Annotated in this window: 12 protein-coding genes; 7 read left to right on the top strand and 5 right to left on the bottom strand. The window is 69.3% G+C overall.

From position 1 onward, the window contains the following. Positions 1-149: 149 nt before the first annotated feature. The 3 genes from M2271_RS02550 to M2271_RS02540 all read right to left on the bottom strand — a co-directional run bounded on the left by M2271_RS02550 (position 150) and on the right by M2271_RS02540 (position 3,108). A complete protein-coding gene (locus M2271_RS02550) occupies positions 150-1,127 on the bottom strand; it encodes a hypothetical protein (RefSeq protein WP_280885399.1) in 978 nt (325 codons plus the stop codon). Positions 1,128-1,270: 143 nt separating this feature from the next. Then, positions 1,271-1,930, bottom strand: coding sequence for an SDR family NAD(P)-dependent oxidoreductase (locus tag M2271_RS02545; protein WP_280885398.1), 660 nt, complete (start codon positions 1,928-1,930; stop codon positions 1,271-1,273). A 281-nt stretch (positions 1,931-2,211) separates the two neighbouring features. Next, positions 2,212-3,108, bottom strand: coding sequence for a helix-turn-helix transcriptional regulator (locus M2271_RS02540; RefSeq protein ID WP_280885397.1), 897 nt, complete (start codon positions 3,106-3,108; stop codon positions 2,212-2,214). A 274-nt stretch (positions 3,109-3,382) separates the two neighbouring features. Between M2271_RS02540 and M2271_RS02535 the strand changes: the two genes are divergently transcribed. Beyond that, positions 3,383-4,627: an MFS transporter gene (locus tag M2271_RS02535; protein ID WP_280885396.1), complete on the top strand. Its 1,245-nt coding sequence runs from the start codon at positions 3,383-3,385 to the stop codon at positions 4,625-4,627. Between the two features lie 132 nt (positions 4,628-4,759). Continuing rightward, positions 4,760-5,515, top strand: coding sequence for an NAD(P)-binding domain-containing protein (locus M2271_RS02530; RefSeq protein WP_280885395.1), 756 nt, complete (start codon positions 4,760-4,762; stop codon positions 5,513-5,515). A 718-nt stretch (positions 5,516-6,233) separates the two neighbouring features. Here the strand turns inward: M2271_RS02530 and M2271_RS02525 are convergent. Continuing rightward, entirely contained in the window at positions 6,234-7,250 is a 1,017-nt protein-coding gene (locus M2271_RS02525; RefSeq protein ID WP_280885695.1) for a LacI family DNA-binding transcriptional regulator, read from the bottom strand. Between the two features lie 283 nt (positions 7,251-7,533). Between M2271_RS02525 and M2271_RS02520 the strand changes: the two genes are divergently transcribed. From M2271_RS02520 to M2271_RS02500, 5 genes are all read left to right on the top strand, one after another. Next, positions 7,534-8,847 (top strand): extracellular solute-binding protein, encoded by a 1,314-nt coding sequence (locus tag M2271_RS02520; RefSeq protein WP_280885394.1) that lies wholly within the window; start codon positions 7,534-7,536, stop codon positions 8,845-8,847. Positions 8,848-8,956: 109 nt separating this feature from the next. Continuing rightward, positions 8,957-9,952 (top strand): sugar ABC transporter permease, encoded by a 996-nt coding sequence (locus M2271_RS02515; RefSeq protein ID WP_280885393.1) that lies wholly within the window; start codon positions 8,957-8,959, stop codon positions 9,950-9,952. A 13-nt stretch (positions 9,953-9,965) separates the two neighbouring features. Continuing rightward, complete coding sequence (locus tag M2271_RS02510) at positions 9,966-10,907, top strand: carbohydrate ABC transporter permease (RefSeq protein WP_280885392.1); 942 nt, start codon at positions 9,966-9,968, stop codon at positions 10,905-10,907. Positions 10,908-11,013: 106 nt separating this feature from the next. Continuing rightward, positions 11,014-12,492 (top strand): GH1 family beta-glucosidase, encoded by a 1,479-nt coding sequence (locus M2271_RS02505; protein WP_280885391.1) that lies wholly within the window; start codon positions 11,014-11,016, stop codon positions 12,490-12,492. Positions 12,493-12,687: 195 nt separating this feature from the next. Beyond that, the gene (locus M2271_RS02500; protein WP_280885390.1) at positions 12,688-13,080 is read left to right on the top strand and encodes a helix-turn-helix domain-containing protein; all 393 of its coding nucleotides are present in this window, start codon (positions 12,688-12,690) and stop codon (positions 13,078-13,080) included. 215 nt (positions 13,081-13,295) lie between these two features. Here the strand turns inward: M2271_RS02500 and M2271_RS02495 are convergent, their stop codons facing one another. Beyond that, the gene (locus tag M2271_RS02495) at positions 13,296-16,034 is read right to left on the bottom strand and encodes a M4 family metallopeptidase (protein ID WP_280885389.1); all 2,739 of its coding nucleotides are present in this window, start codon (positions 16,032-16,034) and stop codon (positions 13,296-13,298) included. Positions 16,035-16,535: the final 501 nt, after the last annotated feature.

Genomic DNA, 16,535 nt, shown 5'->3' with positions numbered 1-16,535 from the left:
GCGCGAACGGCGCGCTCTGGAACTGAATGAGTCCTCGGCGGACTGAAAGGGAACGCAGACGCATAGGTCTGTGAAGTGGTTCTGCGGACTGCCTCAGCCAGGCCGCCACCATGAGCCCAGCTGAGGCGTTCCGTGCGGCCTTGCGGCGCTCAGTGACCTTGACGGTCAAGGTGGGCGTGGAGCAGGTTGGGGTCGGTGGCGGTGGTGTAGGCGGCGCTGGGTATGTAGACGTCGTTGCCGCGGACCGCCACGGAGGTGGGGTTCTGCAGCCCGTCGGAGGCGTTCAGGACGGTGGTGTTCGATCCGTCGTCCGTGATGCGCACGACCTTGTTCGGCTGGTTGAGGGCGCCGAGAATCTCGTTGCCACGGCCCGTGAAGGCGAAGTCGTCGATGCCCTGCAGGCCGGTGGCCTTGACGGTCGGCCTGCCCGCGCGGTGGTCGTCGCCGACGGGTATGCGCACCACGGTGCCCTGGTCGAAGTTGGTCACCCAGAGGGCGTTGTCGTGCACGCGTGCGCCGTTGGCTCCGAGGAATCCGTGGGGTGCGAGTTCCGGTGCGGTGGACCAGGCCGTCGCGCGTCCGCCGTGAGCAGGCACGGACCATACGGTGCCGAGGACCGAGTCCGTGATGTAGAAGGCGTTCGAGCGAGGGTCGAAGGCGAGTCCGTTGGGCAGGCTGTCGGCCGGGAGGGCCGCGATGCGTTCCGGCGTCGTGTGCCCCGGCTTCAAGCGCCACAGCCCGGTCAGGTCCTTGGCGCCGGTGGCGTACAGGGCGTAGAGCGCTCCGTCGGGGGTGCGGGCGAGTCCGGTGGCGAGGGCGAAGCCGAGCACGGGGGTGTGGACACCGCCGTCGGAGGGGGCCGGCAGGGTGGCCAGGATGTGCGTCGTGCCGTTGCCGTCGACGCGCGCTATCTGGTGGGCGCCGGCGAAGGTCATGTCCACGGAGCCGTTCGGCTCGATGAGTGCGTTCTCCGGGCTCTGCCCCTTGGCCAGGTTGAAGTGGGCGACGATGTGAGCCCGGGACAGGGGCTCCGTGGCGGCCCCCGCGGGAGTCGCAACGGCGACCGTCGCGAGAGTCAGGCTTGCCGCGGCCGCGGCAAGGACTGCACGCATGATTCTGTTCTTCATGATTCCTCCTGAGGTTCGGGCATGACGGGTCATGGCGGTTACATCGACTTGGCCTGCGCGAGCCTTCGGCCCGGTGGCCGCGTTTCGAGGGCCGTCGGCTCTGGGGTGTGGGCAGTACAGCGCCGGCCCGGGGCCGGCGTGTGTCAGGTGTAGAGGAGTTCCGCCTGCCACCAGCCCTGCGGCTGCTGGTGCAGGTCGAGGTAGGCCGCGGCCAAGGCTTCGGGTGTGAAGCGCGGGTCGCCACCGCCGATGTAGCCGGTGACGGTCACGGTGGTCACGTGCACGTCGGAGCCTTGCTGCTGCTTGCACAGGGACTGGACGTAGGCCCGCAGTGCCGCCTTGCCCACCGACAGCGAGGCGTACTCCGCCGAGGGATCGAGGGCGAGTCCACCGCCGGTGAACAGCAGGCTTCCCCGGCCGCCCGGCAGGAGCGGGAGGACCGTCCTGGCCGCGACCATGGCCCCGGTGACGTTCACCGCGAGGGTGCGCGCGAAGTCCTGCGCGTCCAGTTCGGTGGGCGTGTCGGGAGCCATCAGGGCCGCGTTGTACACGAGCACCTCCGGCGCCCCCAGGTCATCTGCCGCCTGGACGAGCGCTGCCCGCAGTCCCTCGGGGTCGGTGGCGTCCACCTGGTAAGCGTTCGCGGTATGACCTTCGGCCGAAAGCCCGGCCGCATATGTCTCCAGGCTCTCGGCGCAACGACCGAACAGCGCCACCGGGTTGCCGTCCCGGGCGAAGGCTTCCGCGAGAGCCAGACCGAGGCCGGGGCCTACACCCACGATGAGCGCGGATCCCTTGCTCATGATTGCTCCTCCGGCTACCGAGTGTTCCTACGGCCCCGCGACTCGCGGCGACCAGACGTCGTGCCGCGACGAACGGACGGTCCGCCCCCGCGGCAACGGACCCCATACAACCGCCCGGGCGACCGATGAGGGAGAGCCTGATGACCCAGGTACTGGCAGGACCTCCCAGGTCACGCGCACGCCGACCAGTCTCGGAGCATGGACGGACAGACAGAGGTCCGCGAATTCCTGACCTCCCGAAGAGCCAAGATCACCCCGAAGCAGGCAGGACTGAGATGGTCTCAGCGAGTTTGCCGCGGGTCGGGGCCCTGGGCCGGCTGATCGCCCTGCTCGTGATCGGAGGCGGCGGCCCAGCTGGCAAGGAAGCCGAGCGCCTCTTCGGAGGGGGAGCCGGGTTCGGCGCTGTAGGCGACGAGGGTCAGGCCGGAGTCGGCGTCGAGGGCCATCGACTCATAGGGCAGGGAAAGGTCGCCGACGACAGGGTGGTGGAGCTTCTTGACGCCATTGCGGTGCACGCGCACGTTGTGGGCTGCCCATCGGGTGCGGAAGAACTCGCTGCGCGTGGACAGTTCACCGACGAGGTCTGTCAGCGCCTTGTCGTAGGGGTTGCGGCCTGCTTGCCAACGCAAGGCGGCGACGGTGCCGTTGGCGGAACCCTCCCAGTCGCTGAAGAATTCTTCCGCCCGGGGGTCGAGGAAGAGGAACCGGGCGTGGTTGACGGGCAGGGGCCGGTCCTGGATCACCGGTGAGAACAGGGCACGCCCCAGCCGGTTGGCGGCCAGCGTGTCGAAGTGTCCGTTCCACACATGCGCAGGTGTCGTCATCGCGTCCAGGATGCGCTGCACAGCCGGACGCATCCGCTGCCGGCCGGTCCGGCGGGGCCGGGTGGTGGCGTTCGCCGCGCGGACCAGGTCGAAGAGGTGGGTTCGCTCGGCCTCGGTGAGCTGGAGTGCCCGGGCGAGGTTGTCCAGGACGTTGTCGGAGACGCCGCGCGCGTTGCCGCGCTCCAGGCGGGTGTAGTAGTCGACGCTGACTCCGGCCAGGAGTGCGACTTCCTCGCGACGCAGACCGGGAACACGCCGTGCGTCGCTGCCGAAGGCGGGCAGCTCCGCCTGTGCGGGGGTGATCTTGGCTCGGCGGGTTGTCAGGAACTCCCGGATCTCTTTTCTCCTGTCCATTCTCCGAGGTTATGTCCGGCAATGGCGAGGCTGGGAGGCCCTGTCAGTACCCGGCTCGTCAGGCTCTCCCTCATCGGACGTCGAGGGCTGTTGCATGGATGGTGCTCCGGTGGTGGCGAGAGGACCCGTCCACCGGATGCACGGCGTCGGCCACTCAGCTGCCCTGGGTCGGCGGAGCGCGGCCCCGGCGTAGTGGCCTGTGCTCCGCCCTCTGGCGCCACTCGCTCGACCTGTTGTCCCGTTTTGAGGGCAGCCCCGAACAAGGAAGCACTACGTGTCCACTCCCGAGAACACTGTGCCGCCTGCCACAGCGCGGTCCGGTCCGGCTGTGACCCGGCAGCGGCGGCGGGGGATCAGCCGCGGGCTGACGCTGCTGTTCGCCATCGCCGGCGGTGCGGCCGTCGCGAATCTCTACTGGGCGCAGCCCCTGCTGGACTTCATCGCGCGCGACCTGCACGCGTCCGCCTCGCTCGCGGGATGGCTGGTCACGGCCACCCAGATCGGCTACGCGGTCGGCATCCTGCTCATCGTGCCGCTCGGCGACGTGATGGACCGGCGCCGGCTCATCCCGCTGATGATGCTGATCGGGGCCGTGGCGCTGGTGGGATGCGCGCTGGCCCCGTCGATCGGCGTGCTCCTGGTGGCGATCACCGCGCTGGGGTTGAGCACGGTGTCCGGGCAGATCCTCGCCCCGCTCGCCGGGGACCTCGCCGACGACGCCGACCGTGGCCGTGTGGTCGGTACGGTGGCCTCCGGAATTCTCATCGGCATCCTTGTCTCGCGGACCGTGAGCGGTCTGGTCGCGAGTGTCGCGGGATGGCGCGTCGTGTTCGTCGTCGCAGCGGTTGCCGAGGTGATCTTCACCGTCCTCCTCCACCGTGCGATCCCGTCGATGGAACCCAAGCTCCGGATGCCGTACCCGGCACTGATCGCGTCCGTCGGACGGGTGGTCCGGCAGGAGCGGATGGTGCGCTGGACCCTGGTCCTGGGTGCCACTGGATTCGGCGCGTTCACGATGTTCTGGACAGCGCTGACGTTCCTGCTGAGCGCGCCTCCGTTCTCCTACCCGGTGTCCGTCATCGGCCTGTTCGGGCTGGCAGGTCTGGCCGGTGCCTCGGCCGCACAGGGGGCGGGCCGGCTCCACGACCGCGGATGGTCGCTGCCGGCCACCGGTGCGGGCTGGGCCTTGGCCCTGGTCGCCTTCGGTGCCGCAGCCCTCGCCGGTCGCTCCGTCGTCCTGCTCGTGGTGGCCATCGTGTTGCTGGACATCGCTGTCATGGGCCTGACGATCCTCAACCAGGCGCGGTTGTTCGCTGTGTCGCGGCAGGCCCGAAGTCGGATCAACACCGCACTGGTGACCAGCAATTTCGTCGGCGGCGCGATCGGTTCGGCCGCAGCCTCCCTGCTGTGGCAGGCCGGAGGCTGGCCCGGGGTGACGCTCACCGGTGCCGGCCTGGCCCTTGTCGCCCTGACCGTGTGGGCGATCGGCCGCCGTGGACCTCTCACGGGAGACCGATAGCGGTGACGCACTGCATGGCCCACTTGAAGCCGACCGAACCAGCCTTCGCCCCGCAGATCCCACAACCATCCGCCTGTTCACTCTCACAACAGAGGCGCCGTTCGCGCGCTTTCGTCATGGAGGTTTGACACTGTGACCCAGACCATCGGATTCATCGGAAGCGGCATGATCGGCGGCGCTCTCGCCCGCCTCGCAGTCGCCGCCGGCCTGAACGTCGTCATGAGCAATTCCCGCGGCCCCGAGACCCTCGCCGACCTGGTCGCCGAACTCGGTGAGCACGCCCGCGCGGCCGGCCGCGAGGAGGCGGCGCAGGCGGGTGACCTGGTGGTGGCGACCGTCCCCATGAGCGCCTACGACCAGCTCCCCGCCGAGGCTCTCGCGGGCAGGACCGTGATCGACACCCTGAATTACTACCCGGAGCGCGATGGCCGCATCGCCGAACTGGACGGCGGCGACATCACCTCCAGTGAGCTGCTCCAACGGCACCTGACCGGCTCCCGCGTGGTGAAGACGCTCCACAACATGGACTGGATCCGCCTGTACAGCCGGGCCCGCCCCGCCGGCGCCCCCGACCGCAGCGCCCTGCCCGTAGCCGGCGACGACCCGGCCGCCAAGGCCGAGATGGTCAGGCTTCTCGACGTCCTGGGCTATGACGCCGTGGACATCGGCACCCTCGCCGACAGCTGGCGCTGCGAGCCCGGCACACCCGTCTACGTCTGGCCCTACCTCGGAGAACGCCCTGAGGGGGCCACCAAGGAGGAGTCGCAGCGGTGGTTCCGGGAAGGCCCGGGCGAGCCGGTGCCCGCCGACCGGGTCAAGGAGCTCATCGACGCGGCCGTCCGAGGCCCCGTGGGCGGCTCTTTCGCCGCCCTCCCGTTCTGGGGCTGAGCCCCGGAGCCCTTCCCTGGATGACCGACACCGAGACACAGCGTCCCTCGGGCGGCAGTCACCCAGGCGCCTTCGGGCCGCCGGCCGCCGCCGCCGGCCGGCGGCGGCCCGAAGGCACCACAGTGGGGACACACCGCCTCCGTGCCACGGGACGCGAGTGTGCAGTCCAGGTTTCGGCGAGGGAGGGTCGAGGCCGCCAAGGAATCGCTCGGTGGGCGCTTGACGCATCCCCTCGATCGGGCAGAGTGGGGACGTTCAGCTCCACGTTCATGGGGGACCACATCCGGGCCACGGTTTCCTCCCGCCACCGGGCACAATCGGTGGATGCGCAGCCACTGCCAGGATACGCCGTCCAATGTGCGCGCAAGGTGGGACGAGGATCGCCAGCAGGTCTTCAGGCAGCATCGCTGATCGGCAGGTATGCGGGGAACTGCGTCCGAAGACGGGCCTCAGACGCCGTCGGACGTGTTCCGGTCGGCGAGGAGGCGCCGGCCTTCGAGGGCCCATTCCGCGCGGGTCCTGGCGACGGCGGCCAGGACCCACCCGGCAGGTCCCATCAGGCGCGCCGTTCACCCTCACGGACCTGTGGACCGGCGGAACGTCGAGCCCGTCCGGACAGACCTCCGCGAGCGGGCCGGCGCACGGCGTCGCCGTGTTCCGGGTGACCGGCGGCAGCCCGCTGACCGTCACCACCTCTGACCGCTGCCACCTCGCGGCTTCATGACGATTCGCGTACCACGAGTTCGGTGGGAAGAACGACGTGCTGGCGCGGCTCCTCGGGATTGCCGATCTCCTTGAGGAGGATGTGGGCGATCCTGCTGCCGATCTCCTCGACGGGCTGGCGCACGCTGGTGAGGGGCGGGTTGCTGTGCCGGGCGATGATGGAGTCGTCGAATCCGACCACCGCCACGTCGTCGGGGACATTGCGCTTGTGCCTGCGCAACTCCGCCAATGCCCCCGCCGCCATGACATCCGAGGCGACGAACACGGCGTCGAGCCCGGGAACCCGTCCAAGGAGTGAACGCATGGCGGCCCCGCCGCCCTCCTCGGTGAAGTCGGCCGAGGCCACCAGTCGATCGGTGACCTCGTGACCTGCCGTCTCGAGGGTCTCCCGCCAGCCCTGGAGCCGACTGCGCGCTACGTCCATGTCGAGGGGCCCGCTGATCGTGGCGACGGTCCGCCGCCCTCGTGCGAGCAGGTGGCTGACGGCCGTCGCGGCTCCGCCCGCGTTGTCGGAGTGTACGTGGCTGAGTGACTCGGCGGGGGAGCGGCGGCCGGCGAGCACCGTGGGCAGCCCCATGTCCTCCAGCAGCCCCGGCAGCGGGTCGTGCTCGTGCACCGAGACCAGGAGGACTCCGTCGACGCGCCGCTCCGCCACCGACTCGGTGAGCTGGTCCCGCTCGGACTGGTCGCGTACGAGCACCAGTTGGAGCTGTGTCCGGGTTTCCGCGAGGGCGGTGCTGACCCCGCGGATGACCGCCGAGAAGTAGGGCTCGGAGCCCAGCCTGCTCTCCGACTCGGGGATCACCAGGGCCACGGAGTTCGTCCTGCTCGTCACCAGCCCCCGGGCAACCGAGTTCGGTATGTAGTTCAGCTCGGCGATGGCGGCGAGCACGGCGGCCTTCGCCTTCTCGCTGACGAGCTCCGAGCCGTTGATGACTCGTGAAACCGTAGTGCGTCCGACGCCGGCACGCGCGGCCACGGTCTTGATGGTCGGGCGTTGCCTTTCCCGCATGACGTCCCCCTCGCTCACGCGCTGCCCGGCGGCTTTCACCTGCGCATTGTGCCAGACCCCCGGAGAGCGCCCGCAGGCTTCGAGCGGAGCGTAGCGACATCTTTCGTCAACGAAGTGGGTTCAACTCATTGACAGTTGCCTTTCGCGACGGCCAGGCTTCGGGCTTCCGAGTGGGCACGTTCCCATCGCCTTTTGGGAACGTACCCACCAGACAAATCGTGCCTGCGGAGCGGACCGTGGGACTCGAACTCCGGTGCGTCAGCGCCGCCGCCAGGAGGACCAGATGGACAAGTCCCGAAGGAAGTTACACACGAGGATTGTGGCCGCCGTGTCGGTTGTGTCGGCTCTCGGGCTGGTCGTGGGCTGTGGAGGCAGCGACGGAGGAGGGACGGGCGGAGGGAAGAAGGACGGCAAGGTCACCATCACCATGGGCCTGTTCGGCGTCATGGGCTTCAAGGAGACCGGTCTGCTCGACAAGTACATGAAGGACCACCCGAACGTCGTCATCAAGGCGGACGTCGCGGGTGACGAGCAGACCTACTACACCGCCCTGCAGACCCACTTGGCCGCCGGCAGTGGGCTGAAGGACATCCAGGGCATAGAGATTGGTCGGGCCAAGGAACTCTCCGACACCCAGAAGGACAAGTTCGTCGATATGGCCGGTGTGGCCGGGACGGACCACTTCCTTCCGTGGAAGCAGAGCCAGGTCACCGCCGCGGACAAGAAGGTCATCGGCCTCGGCACCGACATCGGCCCGATGGCGGTCTGCTACCGCAAGGACCTCTTCGAGCAGGCCGGTCTGCCCACCGACCGCGAGGAGGTCGCCAAGCTGTGGGAGGGCGACTGGTCGAAGTACGTCGACGTGGGCAAGCGGTTCAAGGAGAAGTCGAAGGACGACAAGGTCGCCTTCATGGACAGCTCCAGCGGACTGTTCAACGCCATGATCTACGGCAACTCCCAGCAGTTCTACGACAAGAAGGGTGAGCTGATCTACGCCACCAACCCCGTCGTGAAGGACGCGTGGAAGTTGGCCTCCGAGGCGGCCACGTCCGATCTGACCGCGAAGCTCCGTCAGTTCCAGCCCGGTTGGGACCCCGGCCTGGCCAACAGCACCTTCGCCAGCACTGTCTGCCCGGCGTGGATGCTCGCGCACATCAGCGAGAAGGCGGGCCCGAAGAACAAGGGCAAGTGGGATGTCGCCAAGGCGCCCAAGGGCGCCAACTGGGGCGGAGCGTTCCTCGGAGTGATGGAGAAGAGTCCCGTCAAGAAGGAGGCGCAGGAGCTCGTCGCCTGGCTCACCGCCCCTGAGCAGCAGGCCTACCTCTTCAAGAAGATCGGCAACTTCCCCTCGTCGCAGACCGCGTTGAAGATGCCTGAAGTCGTCGACGCCAAGTCGGACTACTTCAGTGGCGCGCCCATCGGGAAGATCTTCGGCGCAGCGGCCCAGGAGATCCCCGACGAGCAGGTGCTCGGCCGCAAGGACGGCAGCATCAAGGACATTTTCTCGCAGGGGCTGACCTTGATCGAGGCGCAGAACAAGAGCCCGAACGAGGCGTGGAAGACCACGGACAAGCGCATCGAGAAGGCCGCCGGCTGACCTCGGGTCCCGTCGCCCGTCGCCGCAGCTGCCCGGCGCCCCACGCACGGCCCGTGTGGGCCGCCGGGCCCCTGTCCGCTTCCGCACCTTCCAGGAAGGACGCCTTCCGGTGGCCATCTCCACCTCGACACCCTCAGACGGTGCGCCCCGCACCGCCCCGCCGGCCGGCACCGGCACCGGCGGGGACCGTCAGCGGCGCAGTACGCTGCTGCACCGCCTCGACGTCCGGGGCGCCCCGTACGCCTTCGTCGCCCCGTTCTTCGTCGTCTTCGCCGCGTTCAGCTTCTACCCGCTCATCTACACCTCGTGGATCTCCCTGCACCACGTCGAACTGTCGACCCTGAACGTCATGGAGTGGGTCGGCTTCGACAACTACACAGCCCTGTGGGACGACGACCGCTTCTGGAACGCGCTGCTCAACACCATCACCATCGGCGTCCTGTCGACGGTGCCGCAGCTGCTGATGGCGCTCGGGCTGGCTCATCTGCTCAACTACCGGCTGCGTGGCTCGACGTTCTTCCGCGTCGCCGCACTGACGCCCTACGCCACCTCGGTGGGCGCCGCAGCCCTTGTGTTCACGATGCTCTTCGAGCGCGATTTCGGCATGATCAACTGGATGTTGAGTCTGGTCGGTGTCGACAACATCGACTGGGAGAACAACAAGTGGGCCGCGCAGGCGGCCATTTCCACGATCGTCATCTGGCGCTGGACCGGCTACAACGCCCTGCTCTACCTCGCCGCGATGCAGGCCATCCCGCGCGACCGGTACGAAGCCGCGGCCATCGACGGCGCCTCGCGGTGGCAGCAGTTCCTGAAGGTCACCGTCCCCGGCATCCGTTCCACCATCGTGTTCACCATCGTCCTGTCCACGATCGGCGCCACACAGCTCTTCGGTGAGCCCCTGATCTTCGGTCAGGGCCCGAACGGCATCACCGGGGGAGCGGACAACCAGTACCAGACGCTGGGACTGCTGCTGTACGAGGAGGGCTGGAAGAACTACCAGATGGGCCGGGCCGCCACCGTGGCCTGGGCGATGTTCCTGCTGCTCATTGTCGTGTTCGTCGTCCAACGAGTCGTCAAGCGCGTCGTAGCGCGCAAGGCCTGACCGGGAGATCTCCATGACCACAGACAGCATCCAGGTCGGGTCGGCGGACGCACGCCCTCACACCGCGCGGAAAGCCCGCAAGGGCACCCCGTCCGGCGGACGGCGCCGACCACTGTTCCGGCACCCGGGTGCCGGACGTCAGCACCACGCGGGTCCCGTCGCCTACATCCTGCTGGGACTCGCGGCGGTGTTCTCTCTCTTTCCGCTCTACTGGACGATGGTGGCGGCGTCGTCCGACAACACGCGCGTCACCCAGACGCCTCCGCCGTTCCTGCCCGGCCCCCACCTTCTGGAGAACCTCGGCAAGGCATGGCAGGACGCCGCGTTGGGCAAGGCCATGCTCAACAGCCTGATCGTGGCCGGCGCGATCGCCCTGTCCACGGTGCTGTTCGCCACCCTCGCCGGCTTCGCGTTCGCCAAACTCCGCTTCAAGGGCCGCAACATCCTGCTGATGCTCGTCATCGGCACGATGATGGTGCCGCCCCAACTCGGCGTCGTACCGCTGTTCATGATGATGACCGAGCTGGGCTGGGGGCAGACGCTGCCCGCCGTCATCTTCCCCACGCTCGTCAGCGCCGTCGGCGTGTTCTTCATGCGGCAGTACCTGACCGAGGCGCTGCCCGACGAACTCGTCGAGGCCGGGCGGGTGGACGGCGCGCACTCCCTGCGCATCTTCTGGAGCATCGTCCTGCCGATCGCCCGGCCTCCCATGGCCGTACTGTTCATGATCACGTTCGTACACGCGTGGAACGACTTCTTCTGGCCGTTCATCGTGCTCGACATGACCAATCCGACGGTCCCCGTCGCGCTCACCCAGCTGAGCGCGGGATACGTGCGCGACCAGTCACTGATCATGGCGGGTGCCCTGCTCGGCACGCTGCCCCTGCTCGTCATGTTCATCGTCTTCGGGCGTCAGATCGTCGGCGGAATCATGCAGGGAGCGGTCAAGGGATGAGTGCCCCGACGTCCCCCCGCTGCCGCGCCCCTTCGAGGCCGCCAGCACACTTCGCCGCTCCCGCCCCGCAGCACATCCGGCCCTCAGTACTTCTGGAAGGACCCACGTGACCACCACTGCCCGACGTGTCGCGCCCGCCCCGGAGAACACCACCGGTATCACATTTCCTCAGGGATTCACCTGGGGCACGGCGACCGCCGCGTACCAGATCGAGGGTGCCGCCTCCGTGGACGGACGCACTCCTTCGATCTGGGACACCTACTCGCACACGCCCGGCAGGGTGCGCAACGGCGACACCGGTGACGTCGCCACCGACCACTACCATCGCTGGCGCGAGGACGTCGCGATCATGGCCGACCTCGGCGTGAGCGCCTACCGGTTCTCCCTCTCATGGCCCCGTGTGCAGCCGACCGGCCGCGGCCCCGCCGTCCAGAGAGGACTCGACTTCTACCGCGCCCTGACCGACGCGCTGCTGGAGAAGGGCATCGAGCCGGTCGTCACGCTCTACCACTGGGACCTGCCGCAGGAGTTGGAGGACGCGGGCGGGTGGCCGGAGCGCGTCACCGCCGACCGGTTCGCCGACTACGCGGCCCTGGCGGCCCACGCGCTGGGGGACCGGGTGAAGACCTGGACCACCCTCAACGAGCCGTGGTGCAGCGCCTTCCTCGGGTACGGCTCGGGTGTCCACGCGCCCGGGCGCACCGACCCGGTCGCGGCCCTGCGCGCGGCGCACCACCTCAACCTCGCCCATGGCAAGGCCGTTCAGGCACTGCGCGCCGAACTGCCCTCCCGCGCACGGACGTCCATCACGCTCAACGTCCACCACGTCCGTGCGCTGACCGAGGCCGCCGACGACCTCGACGCGGCCCGGAGGATCGACGCGCTGGCCAACCGCGTCTTCACCGGTCCCCTGCTGGAAGGCCGGTACCCGCAGGATCTCCTCCAGGACACGGCCGGCCTGACCGACTGGTCCTTCGTACGGGACGGTGACACCGCCACGATCCACCAGCCGCTGGACTTCCTGGGCGTCAACTACTACACACCCACACTCGTTTCCGCCGCCACCGGCGAGGCCGGCCACGGCTCCGACGGCCACGGGATGAGCGAGCACAGTCCCTGGCCGGGCGCCGACCGGATCGCCTTCCACCGTCCTCCGGGCAGCACCACGGCGATGGGCTGGGCGGTCGACCCGAGCGGTCTGTACGACCTGCTGATGCGACTCAAGGCGGACTTCCCCGCGATGCCTTTGATGATCACCGAGAACGGGGCCGCGTTCGACGACTACGTCAACCCGGAGGGCGAGGTGGCCGACCCTGATCGCATCGCCTACCTGCACGGCCACCTGTCGGCCGTGCAGCGGGCGATCGTGGCCGGCGTCGACGTGCGGGGCTACTTCTTGTGGTCCCTGCTGGACAACTTCGAGTGGGGCTACGGCTACAGCAAGCGCTTCGGTGCCGTCTACGTCGACTACCCGACCGGTAAGCGCATCCCCAAGGCGAGCGCGCGGTGGTACGCCGACGTGGCCCGCACCGGCATGTTGCCGGACAGGGACGGCGGTTCGACGCCCCCGACCTGCATTCCCTGATCATCATGGGCTCGGCCGTCTCGGTCCTTCCCCTGATCGCCCTGGTCCTGAGCCTGCAGAGGTTCTGGCGGGCGGATCTCCGGGCCGGAGGCCTGAAGGGGTGACCCGGCGCACCCTCACCGGGCCGCCCTCGACCCCGGCCCGCCGCGTTCAGGTGCCGCGCCCGTCCCCTCCTCGTCAAAGTAAGGTACGGATATGGGAGTAAGTGAGAGGCTGCCCGTCGGCCGTGTGCGGACGGGCGACGGCGACGGGATGTGCCCGCAGCGCGGCGCCTTGGAGCACGTCACCAGCCGCTGGGGCACGCTGGCCCTGATCGCGCTGCTGGACCGCTCGTACAGGTTCAGTGAACTGCGCCGGGAGATCGGCAAGGTCAGCGAGAAGATGTTGACCCAGACCCTGCAGACCCTGGAGCGCGACGGTCTGGTCCACCGCGACGCCAAGCCCGTGATCCCGCCCCGAGTGGACTACTCCCTCACGGATCTCGGCCGGGAGGCCGCCCAACAGGTCCGTGCCCTCGCACAGTGGACGGAGCGGCGGATGGCGGCGATCCAGCAGGCACGCGAGGAGTACGACGCGGCGAAAGCGTGACCCGGATGGGCTGCCCCCGCAGCATGTGCCCTCCGTCGCAGCACCTGCCCCGCACCACCTGACGGAGCTCGGGGAGCGGCGGCCCGCCGGACATCTGCCCGGCAGACCGCCGTCCCTGCCCGTACTCCGCACCCCTGCCTGTACTCCGTACCCGTGTCCGTGGTCGGTACCGGTACGGAAGCGTTCGATACTGGTACGGATGTGTTCGGTACCGGTCAGGCGCAGCTGCCCGTCGGCCGTGTCCGGGTCACCAGATTGCTGATGCCGGTGGTCGCGTCGAGCCACAGGACCTGGGTGCCAGGCGCCGCGGCGGCGGAGAGCTGCTCGCCCCGGTTGCAGGAGACCCGGCTCCTGCGTACGGCATCGCCCGTGCCCGTCGGCGAGAACTGCCAGAGCTTGGACAGCGACTCGTTGCGGATCTCGGTGTCCGGGGTCCGAGCGGTCATCGTCACCGCCTCCTCGGAGGCCGTCACGGTGGAGACGTTCAGGGCGTCCGGGCCGCTCTCCGGGCTGAGGTCGGTGACGCCCGAACCGTCGAGGCCGGCCCGGCGCAGGGTCGTCACGCCGTTCTGGTTGATCTCGTCGAGCAGCCAGTAGACGTGATCACCGGTGAGGGCGGTCGGACCCAGGTCGGCGCCCGGGGCGGCCTGCTGGATCACCGTCTCCTCACCGGTCGCCACATCGATCATCCGGGTGGTGGACTCGTACTCCGCGCGTACGCCCTGCCGGTCCTGCTCCGCGCGTACGCCCTGCCGGTCCTGCTCCGCGCGTACGCGCCGCCGGTCCTGGTAGACGACCTTGCCGTCGCTCACCGACGGGAAGGTGGCCCGGCGGTAGGTGCCCCCGCCGAGCTGGACCTTGTTCGCCGGGTCCTTCAGGCTCAGGTAGGCCACGCCCGCCCGGCCGCCCTGGTTGTTGTACGCGAAGGCCACGACGTCGCCGTCGACATCCAGCGCGTTGCCCACGCTCCGGCCGTGCCACAGGACCTTCACCGGCCCGCCCGCGACGGGCCGGGCGAGAATGTCCACGCCGTCGGACCCGTGCGCCTGCCACACCACCGTCCTGCCGTCGGTGGCCGGATTCACGTGGTAGCGGCCGTCGTTGGGGCTCATCAGCTTCAACTGCCCGGTGCCGTCCGTGCGTCCGGCCCACACTGAGTACGCCTCGGCGCCCTTCTCGTCGGACGTGGAGGCCGCCCACCAGCCACCGCCCGCACCCACCTGGGAGTCGGTGGTGTTGACCCGCTCGAGCAGCAGATCGGAGTCGACGCCGAGGGCCAGCTCCCAGTTGGGCACGATGCCATGGGCGTTGAAGGCCCGCTGGACGGACGTGAGGTCCCGGCCGCCGACGTTCAGGGCCTTGGCGGCGGCGATCACCGCGGCCCGCCCCTCGGTGAAGCCGTCGATCGGGGTGAGGTACTCCGTGAGCGCCTTGTACACGATCCGGTCGGCGAGGGCGGGGTCGAGGTCCTCGCGGATGTCCCACAACGCACCCGAGAAGATGGTGGAGTTGAGGTGGACACCACCGTTGTCGGTGCCGAATCCCACGCCGGTGAAGGACTTGGCGGTGGTCCGCCCGTCGTTCATGTCGCGGATCGCGCACTCGCGGGCGGACTTGGTCCGGCAGAGCGCCTGGCCGAGCAGGGCCGCGTCCGGGTCGTTCGCGGGGATGCCGTACGCGTCCGTCTCGATGGCATTGCCGAAGTAGTCCGCGATCGCCTCGTTCATGGCACCGGACTGGCCCGCGTAGACGAGGTCGGCGGAGTGCTCGATGACGCCGTGGGTCATCTCGTGGCCGACGACGTCCAGTCCGGCGGAAAGCGGACGGTACTCGTCGTCGCCGTTGCCGTACACCATCTTCTGGCCGTCCCAGAAGGCGTTGACGTACGGCTGTCCGTAATCGGTCACTCCCACAAGGGAGTTGATCGCCATGCCCCGCCCGTCGAGGCTGTCGCGGCCGTGTTTGTTCCGGTAGTAGTCGTACACCTGCCCGGCGGCCCAGTGCGCGTCCACCGCGCCCGCCTCGGTCGCGTCGGCGCCGAAGGCCGGGGTCGGTGAGGCGAACTCCTGGATGTCCGCGGGCCAGGTGCCCACGACGTCACTGGCCCACATGCCGCGGGCGTCCCAGGTGGCGAGGGCGTTGTCGGTATCGTTGTGGATGCGGGAGCGGTCGCGCAGGACGTACGCGCCGCGGGTCTCGTCGTGGGTGACCGGGAGTTCGACGCTCCGGCCGTCCAGCTTCACGCCGGAGCCCGCCTCCGCGGGGGCGGCTTCCGCGGCGAGGCTGCGCTGTGCCGCATTCCTTCCGCCCGCCGCGGGCGTGCCGAACGTCCGGATACCGCTGTACTGGAGGACGGGATATCCGGCCCGCGCGTCGATGTAGACCTCGCGCAGCACCGGTTCTCCGTGCGCCGGATCCTCGCCCTGCACGGTGACGTGCCGGGTGAGCACGCCCGGGCCCTTGGGCAGGACGACCAGGCCGTGGGAGGTGCCGGTCAGCGGCGGCCGGTCCTGCGTTTCCTGCGTGTCCTGCGTGTCCTGCGTGTACGCGGTGAAGTCCTGTGCGCGCAGGCCGGACAGTACGGCGTCGACGGCCCGCTCCACGGCGAGCGCGTCGTCGACCTCGGCCGTGGTGCCGGTCCGCAGCCCGGTGAAGTACTTGCCGGAGGTGCCGGTGACGACCCGATCGCCGTTCTGTTTCTCCATGCGGACGACGTACTGACCGCCCAGAACCGGGATGCCGTGGTACTTCTGCCGCAGCCGCACGGTCTCCTGGCCGTCGGCCGAGACGGTCTTCACCGGCTCCAGATCGCGCCCCGGGTCCGCGATCCGGTAGCGGGCCTGTTTCGTGCCGAGGTAGGCGCGCGCCGCGCCCGCCGCGTCCCGTGCCGCCGGGGCCTGTTCCCGGATGCCCTCCACCAGCGCGGGCGTCGCCGTCTGCTGCCCCGGGATCACCTCTCCCGGACTCGGCGGTGCTGTCCCGTCCCCCGTGGCCGCGGCCGCGGGAACCGCCGAGACGACGAGTGCGGCGACGCCGATCAGCGCCGCCGCACCCGATATGCCGCCTCTTCCTGCTCTTCGCGCTCTTGGTGACCCCGCAGACAACCCCGCAGGTCTCTGCGAACTCGCTCTGGACTGACGCACAGTCCCCCCACCCCCAAGAAATCCGTACCGGCGGCGGTCCGCCGCCGGGCAGGGCCATGGAACCTGCGATACGCCCCCGCATCAATGGGACGGAGGTTCCACAGATGACTTCCGGCCCCGTCGTGAGGAACCGCCCGAGGCAGCCGCCGACCGCGCCCGGACCAGGGCCGGAATCCGGCGGTTGGCCGGGAACCTCCACACCGTGTGCCGACGGGGGAGCGGTACGGCGGATCCGATACGCGCCAATATCATCTGCGCGCCCCCCGCGGCCGTCCGGCGTCACCGGCTCCGTCGAACCACCCCGCCCCACCC

The sequence above is a fragment of the Streptomyces sp. LBL genome (genome assembly GCF_029893585.1).
GTDB lineage: Bacteria > Actinomycetota > Actinomycetes > Streptomycetales > Streptomycetaceae > Streptomyces.
Note: the sequence above shows the minus strand (reverse complement) of the source record. Positions and strands in the feature narration are given on the sequence as shown.

Bases quoted from the DNA above. Each gene is read 5' to 3' on its own strand.
- M2271_RS02550 (WP_280885399.1), bottom strand. From the start codon at position 1,127: ATGAAGAACAGAATCATGCGTGCAGTCCTTGCCGCGGCCGCGGCAAGC.
- M2271_RS02545 (WP_280885398.1), bottom strand. From the start codon at position 1,930: ATGAGCAAGGGATCCGCGCTCATCGTGGGTGTAGGCCCCGGCCTCGGT.
- M2271_RS02540 (WP_280885397.1), bottom strand. From the start codon at position 3,108: ATGGACAGGAGAAAAGAGATCCGGGAGTTCCTGACAACCCGCCGAGCC.
- M2271_RS02525 (WP_280885695.1), bottom strand. From the start codon at position 7,250: ATGCGGGAAAGGCAACGCCCGACCATCAAGACCGTGGCCGCGCGTGCC.
- M2271_RS02520 (WP_280885394.1), top strand. From the start codon at position 7,534: ATGGACAAGTCCCGAAGGAAGTTACACACGAGGATTGTGGCCGCCGTG.
- M2271_RS02510 (WP_280885392.1), top strand. From the start codon at position 9,966: ATGACCACAGACAGCATCCAGGTCGGGTCGGCGGACGCACGCCCTCAC.
- M2271_RS02500 (WP_280885390.1), top strand. From the start codon at position 12,688: ATGGGAGTAAGTGAGAGGCTGCCCGTCGGCCGTGTGCGGACGGGCGAC.